Here is a 16511-nt window from a genome sequence, read left to right as displayed (position 1 = left end):
GGCCGGGGTAGGCCACCTTCTCGACGAGGTCGTGTGCCTGCAGGAACTCGGTCACCGCCTGCGCATTGGCCACATGCCGGGCCATGCGCAGCGGCAGCGTCTCCAATCCTTGCAGCATCAGCCAGGCCGTGTGYGGGCTCATGCAGGCGCCGAAGTCGCGCAGGCCTTCGCGGCGGGCGCGCAGCAGGAAGGCGCCGACGGTGCTTTCCTCGGCGAACACCATGCCGTGGAAGCCGTCATACGGTTCACACAAGGTCTCGAATCGGCCATGGCGGTCGTGCGCGGCCTGCCAGTCGAAGGAGCCCGCATCCACCAGCACGCCGCCAATCACGGTGCCATGGCCGCAGAGGAATTTGGTGGCCGAGTGGTAGACCAGATCGGCGCCGAGTTCGGCCGGGCGCTGCAGATAGGGCGTCGTAAAGGTCGCATCGACGAGCAGTGGCAGGCCGGCCTCATGCGCCAGTGCCGACAAAGTCGGGATGTCCAGCACGTCCAGCCCCGGGTTGCCAAGGCTCTCGCCGAACAACAGCCGCGTCTCGGGCCGAATGGCAGCCCGCCAGGCGTCCAGGTCGCGTGGGTTGACGAAGGTCGTCTCGATGCCGAAACGGCGCAGCGTGTAGTGCAGCAGGTTGTGGCTGCCGCCATACAGCGCCGTGCTGGCGACGACGTGACCGCCGGCGCCCATCAGCGTGCAGATGGCCAGGTGAAGGGCCGCCTGGCCGCTGGCCGTCGCGATCGCGCCGATGCCGCCGTCCAGCGCCGCCATGCGCTCCTCGAAAACCGCCGTCGTCGGGTTGGAGAGCCGGCTGTAGACGTGCCCCGAACGCTCCATGTTGAACAGCGACGCCGCGTGCTCGCTGTTCTCGAAGACGAAGGAGGTGCTGAGGTGCAGCGGCGTCGCCCGCGCGCCGGTGCCCGGATCGGGCGTGGCGCCGGCATGCAAAGCTAGGGTGTCGAAGCCCGGCATGGTGTTTTCTATGGGGTGGAGTCGCGGGCATTGTGTGCTATGTTGACTGGCAGTTTTCGCATGGAGGCCCCTATGAAAGTCGTCGATATCCTGCGTGTCAAAGGTGGCACCTTGTTCACTGTCACGCCCGACGAGCCGCTGAAGGATTCGCTGGCCGTCATGGCAGAGCGCGACATCGGTTCGCTGGTTGTCATGGAGCATGGCGACCTGGTCGGCATGCTGACCTTCCGCGAGGTCATCCAGGCCATCGTGAAGAACCAGGGCACGGTGGGCACGACCATCGTCCGCACGGTGATGGACGACGCGCCGCTGACCTGCACGCCCGAGACAGAGATCGACGAGGTGCGCCGCATGATGCTGGGCCGCCACGCGCGCTACATGCCGGTGATGAACGGCAAGACGCTGATGGGCGTCATCTCGTTCTACGACGTGGCCAAGGCGGTGGTGGACAGCCAGGACTTCGAGAACCGCATGCTCAAGGCCTATATCCGCGACTGGCCGGTCGAGGAGCCCATCGAGGACCCGGCCAAGGCCGGCTGAGCCGACTTGGTTCGTTGTCCATGAAGGCGGCCTTTGCAGGCCGCTTTTCATTTGGACGGCTCCTAGAATGGCGGCATGTCCGGTAGCACCCTCGGCGAACTCTTTCGCGTCACCAATTTCGGCGAAAGCCACGGTCCGGCCATTGGCTGCGTCATCGACGGCTGCCCGCCGGGCATGGCGCTCAGCGAGGCCGACATCCAGCCCGAGCTGGACCGCCGCCGCCCCGGCACCAGCCGTCACGTCACCCAGCGCAACGAGCCCGACGCGGTCAAGATCCTGTCCGGCGTCTATGAGGGCGTCACGACCGGCACGCCAATCTGCCTGCTGATCGAGAACACCGACCAGCGCAGCAAGGATTACGGCAACATCCTCGACACCTTCCGCCCCGGCCACGCCGACTACACCTACTGGCGCAAATACGGTGTGCGCGACCCACGCGGCGGTGGCCGCGCGTCGGCGCGGTTGACGGCGCCCATGGTCGGCGCCGGCGCGGTGGCCCGCAAATGGCTGCGGGAGGCTTATGGCACCGAATTCCGCGGCTGCATGACCCAGCTCGGCGAGATCGAGATTCCTTTCGAAGGCTGGCAGCACGTCGGCCAGAACCCCTTCTTTGCCGCCAACGCCAGCAAGATCGCCGCGCTGGAGGACTACATGGACGCCTTGCGCAAGGCCGGCGACTCGGTTGGCGCACGCATCCGCGTGGAAGCCACCGGCGTGCCGGTCGGCCTGGGCGAGCCGCTGTTCGACAAGCTCGACGCCGACATCGCCTACGCGCTGATGGGCATCAACGCCGTCAAGGGCGTCGAGATCGGCGCCGGCTTCGGCGTCGTCGCACAGAAGGGCACCGAGCATGGCGATGAGCTGACACCGCTGGGATTTGCCAGCAACAACTCGGGCGGCATGCTGGGCGGCATCTCCACCGGCCAGGACATCGTCGCCAGTATCGCGATCAAGCCGACCAGTTCGATTCGCAGCCCCAAAGCGAGCATCGACCGCGCGGGCAATCCTTCCGTGGTGGAAACCTTTGGCCGCCACGACCCCTGCGTGGGCATCCGCGCCACGCCCATCGCCGAGGCCATGCTGGCCCTGGTGCTGATGGACCATGCCMTTCGTCACAGGGCGCAGTGTGGAGATGTCGTGCTGCCGGTCGATGCCATCCCGGCACAACGATAGGTTGAGGCGAGCGCGTCGGGCTGACGACGGGCAAAGCCCGCAACGGGCGAGCAATGCCGTGGACTACAGCTGAACTGAGTTGCTAAATCAGGTCAGCGATTCAAGCCCGACAGCGTTCGGGTTTGGGCTGTGCGGCTGGACAACCTTCTTGCGGAAAGCAAGAAACACCGCGAGCGTCCCCAGACCGAAACACAGCAGCCATCCGCTGCTGGGCTCAGGGACTGGAACTGCTGACACCTTCCAGTCGTGAGCAGTATTTCCCAGCGCCGAAAACGCCGTCGTTGTCGATCCATTCGCCAAAGTAATGGACGTAATGCCGGCCCAATAGATTGAATTTCCGAAATTGGCGAACGAATCGACCGAGGAGTTTGATCCCGCCAGCGTATAAGCCGTCGTGTCGATGCCGGCGTCCAGGGCGAACGCCTGACCAAACGTAACGGGAATGCTCAGCTCCCAGAATCCGCGTAGATCCCCGGTGTAGTCGAGGCCATTGACGCGGGTGAATGTATATGTTGGATCGGTGCCCAGATGAGTCAATGCCGCCTGAACATTGAAGCTGAATACAGTGGCGCCACCCGCGCTGAAAACGAAGTCAGCCGCAGCCGTTCCAGCAAAGCTTCCCCCCAAACCAGCCGTGCCGCTGTTGAGAAGGCTGCCTGAGGCGGGATCGACGAAGAAACGAATATTGGCCCAGCCGGTGCCGGACAAGCCTGCGCCAGCCACTGTGACGGAGTCACTCCAGTGTGCGGCGGCATATGCCTTTCCCACCGACGCGAATCCATTGAAAATGTTGCCACGGCTCGCGCTGGCAATGGCTGAAGATTTGAGTACACCGTAGTCTGCGGTAGCGCCGCTCGAGCCGCCCGAGCCTGACCATACGCTGCTGATCTTTTCAGACACCGAGCCATTCACTGAAGAATGAGTGATGGGGCCGACGCCGCCATTGCTGCCATCTTCGGCCGTGTAGTTTGCAAAAACAGTGACCTTGACTTCCGAAGCACTTGCGGAAATCGCCGGCCCCATCGCAGCCAGGCAAATCACGGCATTGAAAATCCACGTGGCGCCCGGGCTTAACGTAGACCTTGTGCGGAACATCTGAAGTTGGGACATCGTTCTCACCCCTATTGATTTGAACCCGAATACATCCAACACCCACTGTGTCGGCTGTTCAAACTCGGGGCACTCACCGAGGTGAAGCTCAAAGTGAAATCGACCGAGCCAAGATGCGAGCGAACTGCACTGTAGGCTTCGTGATGTCGGGGCCTGCTGCGCTGATCCCCAGAACGCGGGGAACGTTTTCATTCGAATTGATGTCGAGAGGTGGCAGCGCATTGGACTGGTCGGCGCTGGCAGCAGCAGCGGCGATGGCCGCTCGCCGGCAATTGGTGTCGCTATGACCTCGTCATGACGCTGCGCAGCGGATTTGATGCAGGCCGCCTCTCGTGATCCGCAACTCGTCCGCCGGGATTCCAGCCTGATCGCCGGCCGGTGCAGCTCAGCCCTCGCAAACCGCGTTTCGTCACAAGCCCGCTGCGCGGCTTGCCGCCGGTTTCTAGACTGTAAAGGTCGTGAAATCAGAGAGTGATTGGGGGAGCCATGCGCAAGTCTTGGAAGATCGGTAGCGTCGTCGCAGCCGTGTTGTTGGTGGGCGGTGCCGGGGTGGCCGTCATGGCGAGCAAGGGGGATGGCCCCAACAAGCCGGGTGACGAGAAGGCCAAGGCCGTGCTGGAGTTCGTGCCCAGCGAAGTCGTCAAGCCGACGCTGACCGCCATGCCGGCCCAGATCGAATTCAGCGGCCCGCTGGTGGCGCCGGGCACGGCCATGGTTCGCGCCAAGTCCAACGGCACGCTGCTCAACCTCGCTGTCGGCGAAGGCAGCCGCGTGAAGGCGGGCCAGGCTCTCGGCCAGGTCGACCTGGAAGAGCTTCGCTATCGCATCGCCGAGCGCGGCGCCAGCGTCGAAGCCATGCGGGCCCAGATGGAGCAGGCCGAGCGCAGCTTCAAGGCCAACGAAGGCCTGGCTGCCAAGAACTTCATTGCCCAGACCGCGCTGGACAACTCTCGCGCCGCCTACGAATCCGCCCGCGCCAACTGGAACGCCGCCAAGGCCCAGCTCGACACCAGCCAGGTGACGATGCGCCAGGCCGCGCTGGTCGCACCCATCAACGGCGTCGTCTCCAAGCGCCATGTGGTGCCCGGCGAGAAAGTGGCGGCCGAACAGCAGATCCTGACCATCGTCGACCTGTCCAAGCTCGAACTGGCCGGCCTGGTCGGCACGCRTGAAGTCAGCCGCCTGAAGCCGGGCATGACGGTGCAGGTGAAGGTCGAGGGCGTGGAAGAGCCGGTCGAGGCCAAGATCGACCGCATCGCGCCGAGCGCCGAGCCGGGCACGCGTTCCATCGGCGTGACGCTGGTGCTGGCCAACCCCAAGGAGGCCTACCGTGCCGGCCAGTACGCCGTTGCCAAGGTGGTGCTGCAGGATGACACCCAGCGACTGACCGTGCCCATCGCCGCCATCAGCCGCAATGCCGGCCAGGAACAGATCTGGATGATCGAGAGCGGCGCCTTGGTGCGCCGGATCGTGACGACCGGCCGCAGCGACGCCCGCGAAGGCCGCGTGGAGGTGTTGAACGGCCTCAAGCCCGAAGCCCAGGTGCTGGCGGCGCGCTTCGACAACCTGCGCGAAGGTGACAAGGCGAACATCGTCGCCGCCAAGGCCAAGGTGGCCAGCTCGGCCGCGTCGGCCGCCACGGTTCAGTAAGGGGCGTGCCATGTGGATGACCCGCGTTTCCATCCAGAACCCGGTCTTTGCGACCATGGTGATGGTGGCCCTGTGCGTGCTGGGCCTGTTTTCCTACTCCAAGCTGGGCGTCGAGCAGATGCCCGACATTTCGTTCCCCGGCGCGCAGGTGGACGTGCGCTACCCCGGCGCCTCGCCCGAGGCCGTCGAGCGCGAGATCGCCAAACCCCTGGAAGAGGCGCTGAACACGATTGCCGGCGTGGAACGCATCCAGWCGCGCAGCWWCGAGSGCCGTGTGCAGGCCAGCGTCGAGTTCTCGCTGAACGCCGACATGGGCCGCGCGATGCAGGACCTGCGCGACCGCGTCGCCGCCGCGCAGGCCCGATTCCCGCGTGACGCCAAGCCGCCGACGGTGCAGCGCTTCGAGAACGACAACTCGCAGCCCGTCGTGGTCATGGCGCTGCTGAGCCCCACACGCGGCTCGCGCGAGCTGTCCATGATGGCCGACCTGATCGTCTCCAAGCGCCTGGGTCGTGTGGAAGGCGTGGCCAAGGTGGACGTGGGCGGCCTGACCACCCGTGAGGTGCGTATCGACCTCGACCCGATGCGGCTGCGCGCCTACAGCGTGACGCCGGCCGAGATTGCCAAGGCGCTGGCTGAGGCCAACGCCGATCAGCCGGTGGGCCTGCTGTCCGACTCCACCTCCGACGCCATCCTGCGCGTGGAAGGTCGCGTGAAGGACCCCAAGGCTTTCGGCAACATGATCGTCGCCCGCCGCGGCAACCTGGCGCTGACGCTGAACGACCTCGGCACCCTGGTCGAGCGCGAGCGCGAGCAGGACAGCATCGCCCGCATCAACGGCCAGCCGGCCGTCAGCTTCAACATCTTCAAGCAGCAGGACGCCAACATCGTCAAGACCGGCGAGTCCGTGAAGGAAGCAATGGCCGAGCTGCGCAAGACGCTGCCCAAGGACGTCGAGCTGCGCCTCATCTACGCCGCTAGCGACTTCGTCAAGGGCTCGCTGACCGGCCTGCAGCACACGCTGATTGAAGGCGCGCTGCTGACGGTGGCCATCGTCTTCCTGTTCCTGCACAGCTGGCGCTCGACCATCATCACCGGCCTCACGCTGCCCATCGCCGTCATCTCCAGCTTCATCGCCGTGCAGGCCTTCGGCTTCACGCTGAACTTCATGACGATGATGGCCTTGAGCCTGTGCATCGGCCTGCTGATCGACGACGCCATCGTCGTGCGCGAGAACATCGTGCGCCATGTGGCCATGGGCAAGGACCACCGCCAGGCGTCGTTCGACGGCACCAACGAGATCGGCCTGGCCGTCATGGCCACCACCTTCGCCATCTGCGCGGTGTTTGTGCCCGTCGCCTTCATGGGCGGCATCATCGGCAAGTTCTTCTACCCCTTCGGCATCACCGTCGCGGTGGCGGTGCTGGTCAGCCTGTTCGTCAGCTTCACGCTCGATCCGATGCTGTCGTCGGTCTGGCCAGACCCGCCGGGCACGCGCATCAAGCACTGGCCTGTCATCGGTCATCTCATCCGCGCGACCGACTGGAGCATGGACCGCCTGCACGACCTCTATGCCAGGACGATCGACTGGGCCTTCTCCGGCCGTCGCTACCGCGTCTTCGTGCCGCCGATTCCCGCCTATGGCCATCCGTTCAGCGCGGACGGCAAGCGCGACAAGGCCGCGAAGCGCGTGTTCCGCTTCGCGACGCTGACGCCGCGTGGCCTCGTCATGTGGGGTGCCTTCGCCAGCTTCGTCGCCGCACTGGCCCTGGCGCCCATGGTCGGCAGCGAATTCGTGCCCGAGACAGACAACGGCTTCACGCAGGTCAACCTGCGCATGCCGGTGGCCAGCAGCATCGAGCGCGGCAGCGCCAAGGTCGCCCAGATCGAGGAGATCCTCAAGAACTACCCCGAGATCAAGACCGTCTCGACCGTGGTCGGCAGCACCGGCGAAGGCCTGTCCACCGGCCGCAACCAGGCGGCGCTGAATATCACGCTGACCGACCGCAGCGAACGCAAGCGCACGCAAAAGGAGATCGAGGACGCCATCCGCGCCGACATTGCCAAGATCCCCGGCATCGAGGTCAGTGTTGGCTTCAACCGCCCGATCTGGATCACCATCCTGGGCAGCGACCCCGAAGTGCTGACCCAGGCCGCCACCGACCTGGTCGAGAAGATCAAGAAGATCCCCGGCGCCGTCGACGTGGACACGACCGTCAAGCCCGGCCTGCCGGCCTTTGCCGTGCGCCTGAAGGATTCGGCCATCCGCGAACTGGGCCTGACCGCCCCGCAGATCGCCTCCAGCCTGCGTGCCTACGTGAACGGCGAGATCGCCACCTACTGGACGACGCCGGATGGCAACCAGGTCGAGGTGCTGCTGCGCCTGCCGCGCGAACAGCGCGAGCGCATCGAGCAGATGAGCAAGCTGCCGGTGGCCTTCTCCAAGGACGGCGCGCCCATCGCGCTGGACCAGGTCGCGACCATCGAGCCGGTGTTCAACCCCGAGGTGATCCGCCGCGAGAACCTGCAGCGCCGCGAGGCCGTGTTCGCCGGCGTCCAGGGCCGCCCGGGCGGCGACGTGAATGCCGATGTGCAGAAGCTGATCAAGGCCACCCAGCTGCCCCCGGGCACCAGCTTCAAGGTGGACGGCGCCGGCAAGCAGCAGGCCGAGGCCTTCAACGGCCTGCTGGCGGCGATGGCGCTGGCCGGCATCTTCATCTACATCGTGCTGGCCAGCCAGTTCGGCAGCTTCCTGCAGCCCATCGCCATCATGGCTTCACTGCCGCTCGCCCTCATCGGCGTGATGCTGGCCCTGCTGCTGTGGCGCTCGACGCTGAATGTGTTCTCGATGATCGGCCTGGTGATGCTGATGGGCCTGGTGACGAAGAACGCGATTCTTCTCGTCGACTTCGCCAACCACGCACGCAAGGCCGGTGCGACGGTGGCCGAGGCGCTGCGTGAAGCTGGCCTGATCCGCATGCGCCCCATCATCATGACGACGGCCGCCATGGTCTTCGGCATGCTGCCGATGGCCATCGCGCTGAACGATGGCGGCGAAATCCAGGCGCCCATGGGCCGCGCCATCATCGGCGGTGTCATCACCTCTACGCTGCTGACGCTGGTGGTGGTGCCGGTGCTGTACAGCTATCTGGTGCGGGAGAAGAAGCCCGCCACGAAGAAGGCAGAGCAGGGCGGTGCCTCGTCGATGCCGCTGCACGGCATGCCCGGCGCGATGCCGGCGGACAAGGATTAAGCAAGAGATCCCTCGAGCGCTTCTGCGCTGGGGCCGGTCACGTCAAGTGGTCGGCCCTTTTTGCTTGTGCGAATTACAATCACGCCGATAGTAAGGAGTTGCCATGTCCGAATCCACCGTCACTGCCAAGGGCCAGACCACCATGCCCGCAGAAATCCGGGCGCTCGTGGATGCCAAGCCTGGTACGCGCCTGGTGTGGTCGGCCATGCCCGATGGCACCCTGATCGTGCGGGTCAAGAGCAAGTCCATCCTCGACATGGCCGGCATGCTCAAGGCCCCCAAGGGCAAGCGCATCGGCATCGATGAAATGAACCCCTGGCGCTGAGGCATGCCCGCGCTCGATACCAACGTCCTGGTGCGCTACCTCGTGCAGGACGACGCCGCGCAGGCTGCGGCGGTGCGCCAGCTGATGGCGCGGCTGACGGGTGAAGGCGCCACGCTCTTCGTGCCCGTCACCGTCGTGCTGGAGCTCGAATGGGTGCTGCGCAAGAGCTATGGCTTCGACAAGGACAGCGTGCTGCACGCCCTGTCATCGCTGTTCTCGGCGGCCGAGCTGAGCATCGAATCGGAGCGTGCGCTGGAGGTGGCGCTGCAGCTTTTCCGCCAAGGCCCGGCGGACTTCGCCGACTGCCTGCACATCGCGCTGGCCGCCCAGGCCGGCGAGCAGCCGCTGTGGACTTTCGATAAAGGCGCTGCCCGGGTGGACGGCGCGCAACTGCTGGCCAAGGGCTGACGCGGCTCAGCCGGGGGCKGGCGCAAAAGCCTGGCGAGCGCAGCGGCTTGTGCACTCGAGGGCGACTTGCCGTAGATCAGGCCGCGCAGACCTCTCGCACACAGCCCCGCAACCACCGATGCGCCGCATCCCCATCCATCCGAGGATGCCAAAGCAGCGAGACGGTGAACGGCTCCAGCGCCAGTGGCAGACCGACAGTCAGCAGGCCATCGCGCAGATGCCCGGTGTGCCGCTCGGGCACCGTGGCAATCAGGTCCGTGCCGCGCGCCAGCGCCAGTGCTTCCGAGAACCCCGCCACCGTGACGACGATGTCGCGGCCAAGGCCCATGGCGGACAAGGCCTCGTCGACGGGGCCCGCCGCCGTGCCGCTCCGGGAGATGGCGACATGCCGGCCCGCCGCGTAGCGCTTCGCCGTCAGCTTGCCGTTCGCCAGCCCATGACCTTGGCGGACGACGGCCACGAAGCGATCGCGAAACAGCGCCTGCGCACGCAGCTCCGGCCCGCTGGACGCAGTGACGATGCCCGTCTCCAGGTCGACGCTGCCATCACGCAGGGGCGTGCTGTCACGGTCGGGCTTGGGGACGAAGCGCAGCCGCACGCTCGGCGCTTCCGAACTCACGCGGGCTAGCAGGGCTGCGCCGAAGTTCTCGACAAACCCTTCGCGCGTTCGCAGCGTGAACTCTCGCTCCAGTTTGTCCAGCCGCAACGCCGCCGCCGGCCTCAACGCGGCCTGCGCCTCCTGCAGCAGCGGTCCGATGCGCTCGCGCAATTCCAGCGCCCTAGGTGACGCCACCAGCCCACGCCCGGCGCGCACGAGCAGCGGGTCGCCGGTGGCCTCGCGCAGCCGCGCCAGCGACCGGCTCATCGCCGACGGGCTCAACCTCAGTCTTCGCGCGGCGCCAGCGACGCTGCCCTCGGCCAGCAGGGCGTCCAGCGTCAGCAGCAGGTTCAGATCAGGGTCTGACATGGCGTCTCGTGCATTGATGAAGTGCAGATGATGCGTCTTCCGCCATGCCCAGCAAATGCCTAAGGTCGGGGCATGAACACCTCGACCGTCGCTCACCCCGCCGCAACGCCTGTCATCGGCGTGCTTGCCGGCCTGGCCCTTTGCACCCTGCTGCCTTCGCTGGCCGTCAGCAGCGCCAATGTCGCGCTGCCCACGCTGGCTAGCGCCTTCGGTGCCGGCTTCGTCGAGGCGCAATGGGTCGTGCTGGCCTATCTGCTGGCGATCACGACCCTCATCGTCATTGCCGGCCGGCTGGGTGACCTGATCGGCCGACGCCGCCTGCTGCTGGCCGGCATCGCGCTGTTCACGGCCGCGTCGGCTCTCTGCGCGCTGGCACCCACGCTGCCGCTGCTGATCGCCGCCCGGGCACTGCAAGGCGTGGGCGCTGCCGCCATGATGGCCTTGACGATGGCCATGGTGGCCGCGGCGCTGCCCAAGGCGCGCACGGGCAGCGCGATGGGGCTGCTGGGCACGATGTCGGCAGTCGGCACGGCTCTCGGTCCGTCGCTGGGAGGCGCGTTGATCGGTGCTTTGGGCTGGCAGGCCGTATTCGCCGTCAACCTCCCGCTGGGCTTGCTGGCCATTGCGCTGGCCTGGCGGTATTTGCCGGCTGACCGAGGGCAGGGTGCTGCCGGCTTCGACCTGCCCGGCACGTGGTGGCTGGCGCTGACGCTGGCGGCCTATGCCCTCGCGATGACGTGGCATCTTGGCCTGCTGGCTGCCGCCGCGGTGGGCCTGCTGCTGTTCCTGCGCACCGAGGCGCGCGCTACCTCGCCTCTCGTGCGGCTGGACCGGCTGCGCGACCCCGCCCTGAGCGCAGCCCTGGCGATGAACGCCCTGGTGTCTGCCGTCATGATGGCCACCCTGGTCGTTGGCCCCTTCCACCTCAGCGGCGCGCTCGGCCTTGGCGCCGCCACGGTGGGCGTGCTGATGTCCGTCGGTCCCCTCCTTTCGGCCGGCAGCGGCATTCCGGCCGGCCGGCTGGTGGATCGCTTCGGCACACGGCGAACGAGCCAACTGGGCCTCGCCGCCATGGCGGTCGGCTGCGCGCTCATCGCGCTGCTGCCCGCGTCGCTTGGCGCCATCGCCTACGTGGGCCCGCTCGCAATCGTCACGCCCGGCTATGCACTCTTCCAGGCCGCCAACAACACAGGGGTCATGGCCGAGGTGCCGGCCGAACAGCGCGGCGTCATCAGCGGCCTGCTGACGCTGTCGCGCAATCTCGGCCTCATCACCGGCGCCTCGGCGATGGGCGCCGTTTTCGCCGCCGGCGGGCTGCGCTTGAGCTTCGTCATCGCGACAGCTTTGGTTGCCGTCGCCCTCGGGCTTGCCAGACGCGCGAATTGACAAGCACAATCGCCCCCGCTCCGGGGTGCCCGGGCCTGGCGAAAGCCGAGCCCAGACGCTGAGATGGTCATCCTGGGCTTGTTAACACGACGACAACGCGGCCCGTTGCCGTCGTGTTAACAAGCCCTGACCAAACCCGTGAACTTGAACCGGCTAATACCGGCGTAAGGAGAGCGCATGCCTCGCGGCGTGCAGGTGTGGCCTTCGGGCCGCACCTCACCCACAGGCGGCCTTGGAGCACCGAACCCACTGCTCCAGGAGACCGCCGCCATGAACGCCCCCGAAAAGAACCTCTCGCTCGATGAGCGCCTGTCGCTGACGCGCGAGCCCTTCCCGGCATCAAGCAAGGTCTACGTGACCGGCAGCCGGCCCGACGTGGCCGTGCCCATGCGCGAAATCGCGCTGACGAATGGCGAGCGAGTCGTCGTGCACGACACCTCCGGCCCCTACACCGACCCCAAGGCGCAGATCGACGTGCGCCGGGGCCTGCCGCCCATCCGCTCCAGCTGGGTCGGTGACCGCGCCGATACCGAGGCCTACACGGGCCGCACGCGCGTGGCGCTTGACGACGGCGGCAAGGAGGACAACGAGCGCATCGCCCAACTGCGCGCCGAGGCCGCCGCGCTGCAGCGCCAGCCGCGTCGCGCCCAGGCCGGCGCCAACGTCAGCCAGATGCACTACGCCCGCCGCGGCATCGTCACGCCGGAGATGGAATTCGTCGCGCTGCGCGAGAACGGCAAGCGCGAGTGGATGCGCGAGTACCTGTYGGACGCCGAGCGCGAGCAGCGCCTGCGCGGCGACTCGATGGGCGCGGCCATCCCCGAGATCATCACGCCCGAGTTCGTGCGCCAGGAGGTGGCCCGCGGCCGCGCCGTCATCCCTGCCAACATCAACCACACCGAGCTCGAGCCGACCATCATCGGCCGCAACTTCCTGGTCAAGGTCAACGCCAACATCGGCAACTCGGCCGTCACGTCCAGCATCGAGGAAGAGGTCGAGAAGCTGGTCTGGTCCATCCGCTGGGGTGCGGACACGGTGATGGACCTCTCCACCGGTCGCAACATCCACACGACACGCGACTGGATCGTCCGCAACTCGCCCGTGCCCATCGGCACCGTGCCCATCTACCAGGCGCTGGAGAAGGTGGGCGGCATCGCCGAAGACCTCTCCTGGGCCATCTTCCGCGACACGCTGATCGAGCAGGCCGAGCAGGGCATCGACTACTTCACCATCCACGCCGGCCTGCGCCTGCCGTTCATCCACCTGACGACCAAGCGCCGCACGGGCATCGTGTCGCGCGGCGGCTCCATCCTGGCCAAGTGGTGCATCACGCATCACCGCGAGAACTTCCTGTACACGCACTTCGAAGAGATCTGCGAAATCATGAAGGCCTACGACGTGACCTTCTCGCTGGGCGACGGCCTGCGCCCCGGCAGCGGCGCCGATGCCAACGACGAGGCGCAGTTCGCCGAGCTGAAGACGCTGGGCGAACTGACCAAGGTGGCCTGGAAGCACGACGTGCAGACCATGATCGAGGGCCCCGGCCACGTGCCCATGCATCTCATCCAGGCCAACATGACGGAGCAGCTCAAGCACTGCGACGAGGCGCCGTTCTACACGCTGGGCCCGCTGACCATCGACATCGCGCCGGGTTACGACCACATCGCCAGCGCCATCGGCGCGGCCATGATCGGCTGGATGGGCACGGCCATGCTCTGCTACGTGACGCCCAAGGAGCACCTGGGCCTGCCCGACCGCGACGACGTGAAGCAGGGGCTGATCGCCTACAAGATCGCGGCCCACGCGGCCGACATCGCCAAGGGTCACCCCGGTGCCCGCGCACGTGACGACGCGATGAGCAAGGCGCGCTTCGAGTTCCGCTGGAACGACCAGTTCGCACTCGGCCTGGACCCCGACACGGCACGCAACTATCACGACGAGACCCTGCCCAAGGACTCGTCCAAGGAGGCGCACTTCTGCTCGATGTGCGGGCCGAAGTTCTGCTCGATGAAGATCACGCAGGACGTGCGCGAGTACGCGGCGGCCAAGGGGCTCGAAGCGGCGGACGTGGTGGCTGACGGCATGGCGCAGAAGTCAGCCGAGTTCCGCAAGGCCGGCGGCGAGCTCTACATCCCCATCAAGCCGCAGGCGTGATTCGCGTTGCAATTGCAGGCGCYGGCGTCATGGGCCGGCTGCTGGCCTGGCAGCTCGCGCGGGCCGGGCATCGCGTGACTGTGGCTGACCCTGCCTCGGGGCCGGCCGAGCCCGGCGCCGCGGCCTTCACCGCGGCCGGCATGCTGAGCCCACTGGCCGAGCAGGAACATGCCGAGCCCGAGATCGCGGCGCTGGGCTGGYGATCGCTCGCGCTGTGGCCCGCAATCGCCGCGGCGCTGGGGCAACCCGGCCTGGTGAAGGCCGAGGGCAGTCTGCTGCTGGCGCATGGCAGCGACCTGGGCGCAGCGCGGCGCGTGCTCGCCCGCCTGGCGGAAGGCCCCGAGCCGCTGGATCGCGTCGCGCTGCAGGCGCTGGAACCTGCGCTTGCGCCCGATCTCAAGGCCTGGCTGCTACCCGGCGAAGGCCAGTTGCTGCCGCGCGAGCTGCTGGCCGCCTTGGCCGAGCAAGCCGCCGATGTCGACTGGCTCTGGGGTCGCCGCGCCGTCGCTGTCCGGCCCCACATGCTGGAACTCGACGATGGCCGTCGCCTGGATGCCGACCTCGTCATTGACACCCGCGGTCTCGGTGCCAGGCCCGACCTGCCGGACCTGCGCGGTGTTCGGGGCGAGATCCTGTGGCTGCACGCGCCGGGCGTCGTGCTCAACCGCCCCGTGCGGCTGCTGCACCCACGCCACCGCGTCTACCTCGTGCCGCGGCCGGGCGACGTCATCGTCGTTGGTGCTTCAGAGGTCGAGAGCGAGGACCGCTCACCCGTGAGCCTGCGCAGCGCCGTGGAGCTGATGGCCGCTGCCCACAGCGTGCTGCCGGCGCTGGCAGAGGCGCGCATCGTGCACATGGAAACCAACCTGCGCCCGGCCTTTGCCGACCATCGGCCGCGCATCGACCACCAGCCCGGCCTGCTGCGCATCAATGGCCTGTTTCGCCATGGCTGGCTGCTGGCGCCGGCGCTGGCCGAGAAAGCGCTTCAGCATGTCTGAGTTCACCTTGAACCGCGAGCCCCGCCCCTGGCGCGAAGGCCTGAGCGTCGCCGCGATGCTGGCCGAGCAGGACAGGGCGCCCGAAGCCGTCGCCACGGCGTTGAACGGCGCCTTCGTGCCCCGTTCGCTGCGTGAGGTGACGCTGATCCAGCCCGGCGACGAACTGACCCTCATTCAACCCATCACCGGAGGCTGAGCATGTCTTGGACCCTTTACGGCTSCCAGCTCACCAGCCGCTTCCTGCTCGGCACCGCCGGCTACCCCTCGCCCGAGATCCTTCGCCGGGCCGTGCTGGCCAGCGGCGCCCAGGTGTTGACCGTCGGCCTCAAGCGCACGCTCGCGGCGGCCGGCGACAACGGCTTTGTCGCCGCCATCCGCGCGACGCTCGCCGAGACCGGCGGCCACCTGCTGCCCAACACCGCCGGGTGCCGCACCGCGCAGGAGGCCGTCACGCTGGCGCACATGGCGCGCGAGCTCTACGACACGCCGTGGATCAAGCTGGAGGTCGTCGGCGACGAGTACACGCTGCAACCCGACCCCTGGGAGCTGGTCACGGCCGCCGAGCAGCTCGTGAAGGACGGTTTCGAGGTCTTCCCCTACTGCACCGACGACCTCGTCACCTGCCGCCGCCTGCTGGACGCCGGCTGCCAGGTGCTGATGCCCTGGGGCGCACCCATCGGGTCGGGCCAAGGCCTGCTCAACCCGTTCGCCCTGCGCACGCTCCGCGAGCGCCTGCCCGGCGTGCCGCTGATCGTGGACGCCGGCATCGGTGCGCCCTCGCACGCGGCCCAGGCGATGGAGCTGGGCTTGGACGGCGTGCTGCTGAACTCGGCGATAGCCCAGGCCGGTGACCCCATCCGCATGGCCGCCGCCTTCGGCCAGGCCATCGAGGCCGGGCGAACCGGCTTCGAGGCCGGCGTCATGAGCAAGCAGGACATGGCCGTCGCGAGCACACCGGTGGGCGGCAGGCCCTTTCTGATTCCATGAGCAAGCCACCCATCATCTGGAGCATTGCCGGGCTGGACAGCGGTGGCGGTGCCGGCCTGTCGGCCGACCAGCGCGCTGCCGATGCGGCGGGCGTGCACCTTTGCCCCGTGGCGGCCGCGTTGACGGCGCAGAACAGCGTCGCCGTCGAGGCCGTCTTCCCCGTACCGCCTGAGCAGCTCGACGCCCAGCTCGCCGCGCTGGCCGATGACCTGCCGCCTGCTGCGATCAAGACGGGCCTGCTCGGCGGTGTCGAGCAACTGCGCGTTGTTGCACGTTGGGTTGACCGGCTGCGCGAGCGCGCTCCCGTCACTCTGGTTGTCGACCCGGTGCTGCGGGCCTCCACCGGCGCCACCTTTGCCGACGAAGCACTGCTGCGCGCTTATCGCGAGGAGCTGCTGCCGCGGACCAGCGTCGTCACGCCCAACCAACGCGAGACGGCGTGCCTGGTGGGCGAGGGCAGCGTGCCTGCGCAGGCGCGCGCGCTGCTGGCCCTGGGTGCACACGCTGTCTGCATCACCGGTGGCGATGCCGGCGGCCCGCTCGCCCTGGATTGGTTGGCGGCCGAGCATGCAACCGGCTGGCTGGCCCTGCCG

General features: G+C 67.5%; 15 protein-coding genes. 12 read left to right on the top strand and 3 right to left on the bottom strand.

What is annotated here, in order from left to right; genetic code table 11:
- The coding region (locus AC1DU6_RS06420) for a PLP-dependent transferase (protein ID WP_477856359.1) at window positions 1-967 on the bottom strand (967 nt) is incomplete at its 3' end.
- Window positions 968-1039: 72 nt separating this feature from the next.
- Here AC1DU6_RS06420 and AC1DU6_RS06415 point away from each other — a divergent pair.
- Both AC1DU6_RS06415 and aroC read left to right on the top strand, forming a co-directional pair.
- Window positions 1040-1507 (top strand): CBS domain-containing protein, encoded by a 468-nt coding sequence (locus AC1DU6_RS06415; RefSeq protein ID WP_056196964.1) that lies wholly within the window; start codon window positions 1040-1042, stop codon window positions 1505-1507.
- A 75-nt stretch (window positions 1508-1582) separates the two neighbouring features.
- Complete coding sequence (gene aroC, locus AC1DU6_RS06410) at window positions 1583-2680, top strand: chorismate synthase (protein ID WP_477856358.1); 1098 nt, start codon at window positions 1583-1585, stop codon at window positions 2678-2680.
- Window positions 2681-2767: 87 nt separating this feature from the next.
- Here the strand turns inward: aroC and AC1DU6_RS06405 are convergent, their stop codons facing one another.
- A complete protein-coding gene (locus AC1DU6_RS06405) occupies window positions 2768-3790 on the bottom strand; it encodes a PEP-CTERM sorting domain-containing protein (RefSeq protein WP_457323166.1) in 1023 nt (340 codons plus the stop codon).
- A 486-nt stretch (window positions 3791-4276) separates the two neighbouring features.
- On the opposite strand from AC1DU6_RS06405, the gene AC1DU6_RS06400 reads away from it, so the two are divergent.
- The 4 genes from AC1DU6_RS06400 to AC1DU6_RS06385 all read left to right on the top strand — a co-directional run bounded on the left by AC1DU6_RS06400 (window position 4277) and on the right by AC1DU6_RS06385 (window position 9426).
- Window positions 4277-5440: an efflux RND transporter periplasmic adaptor subunit gene (locus AC1DU6_RS06400; RefSeq protein WP_477856357.1), complete on the top strand. Its 1164-nt coding sequence runs from the start codon at window positions 4277-4279 to the stop codon at window positions 5438-5440.
- A 10-nt stretch (window positions 5441-5450) separates the two neighbouring features.
- Window positions 5451-8693, top strand: coding sequence for an efflux RND transporter permease subunit (locus AC1DU6_RS06395; RefSeq protein WP_477856356.1), 3243 nt, complete (start codon window positions 5451-5453; stop codon window positions 8691-8693).
- A 103-nt stretch (window positions 8694-8796) separates the two neighbouring features.
- Window positions 8797-9018 carry an AbrB/MazE/SpoVT family DNA-binding domain-containing protein gene (locus tag AC1DU6_RS06390; protein ID WP_056196972.1) on the top strand — a complete coding sequence of 74 codons (222 nt, stop codon included), beginning with the start codon at window positions 8797-8799 and terminating at the stop codon, window positions 9016-9018.
- Between the two features lie 3 nt (window positions 9019-9021).
- On the top strand, window positions 9022-9426 hold the full coding sequence (locus AC1DU6_RS06385) for a PIN domain-containing protein (protein WP_477856355.1): 405 nt from the start codon (window positions 9022-9024) through the stop codon (window positions 9424-9426).
- 76 nt (window positions 9427-9502) lie between these two features.
- Here AC1DU6_RS06385 and AC1DU6_RS06380 read toward each other — a convergent pair whose 3' ends face one another.
- Entirely contained in the window at window positions 9503-10393 is an 891-nt protein-coding gene (locus AC1DU6_RS06380) for a LysR family transcriptional regulator (protein WP_457322398.1), read from the bottom strand.
- A gap of 72 nt (window positions 10394-10465) precedes the next feature.
- On the opposite strand from AC1DU6_RS06380, the gene AC1DU6_RS06375 reads away from it, so the two are divergent.
- The 6 genes from AC1DU6_RS06375 to thiD form a co-directional block, all read left to right on the top strand.
- Window positions 10466-11779, top strand: coding sequence for an MFS transporter (locus AC1DU6_RS06375; RefSeq protein WP_457322400.1), 1314 nt, complete (start codon window positions 10466-10468; stop codon window positions 11777-11779).
- Window positions 11780-12049: 270 nt separating this feature from the next.
- The gene (thiC, locus tag AC1DU6_RS06370) at window positions 12050-13933 is read left to right on the top strand and encodes a phosphomethylpyrimidine synthase ThiC (RefSeq protein ID WP_477856354.1); all 1884 of its coding nucleotides are present in this window, start codon (window positions 12050-12052) and stop codon (window positions 13931-13933) included.
- Window positions 13930-14931: an FAD-dependent oxidoreductase gene (locus tag AC1DU6_RS06365; protein WP_477856353.1), complete on the top strand. Its 1002-nt coding sequence runs from the start codon at window positions 13930-13932 to the stop codon at window positions 14929-14931. Before thiC ends, AC1DU6_RS06365 begins: the two co-directional genes overlap by 4 nt.
- Window positions 14924-15127 carry a sulfur carrier protein ThiS gene (gene thiS / locus AC1DU6_RS06360; protein WP_056196984.1) on the top strand — a complete coding sequence of 68 codons (204 nt, stop codon included), beginning with the start codon at window positions 14924-14926 and terminating at the stop codon, window positions 15125-15127. Before AC1DU6_RS06365 ends, thiS begins: the two co-directional genes overlap by 8 nt.
- Window positions 15128-15129: 2 nt before the next feature.
- Window positions 15130-15918, top strand: a complete 789-nt coding sequence (locus AC1DU6_RS06355; protein ID WP_477856352.1) for a thiazole synthase — start codon at window positions 15130-15132, stop codon at window positions 15916-15918.
- On the top strand, window positions 15915-16511 hold a 597-nt coding region (gene thiD / locus AC1DU6_RS06350; protein WP_477856351.1), incomplete at its 3' end, for a bifunctional hydroxymethylpyrimidine kinase/phosphomethylpyrimidine kinase. The genes AC1DU6_RS06355 and thiD, both read left to right, overlap by 4 nt.

This window comes from Roseateles sp. P5_B10, assembly GCF_056400485.1.
The sequence above is the reverse complement of the archived record's forward strand: the minus strand, read 5'-3'. Positions and strand labels throughout refer to the sequence as shown.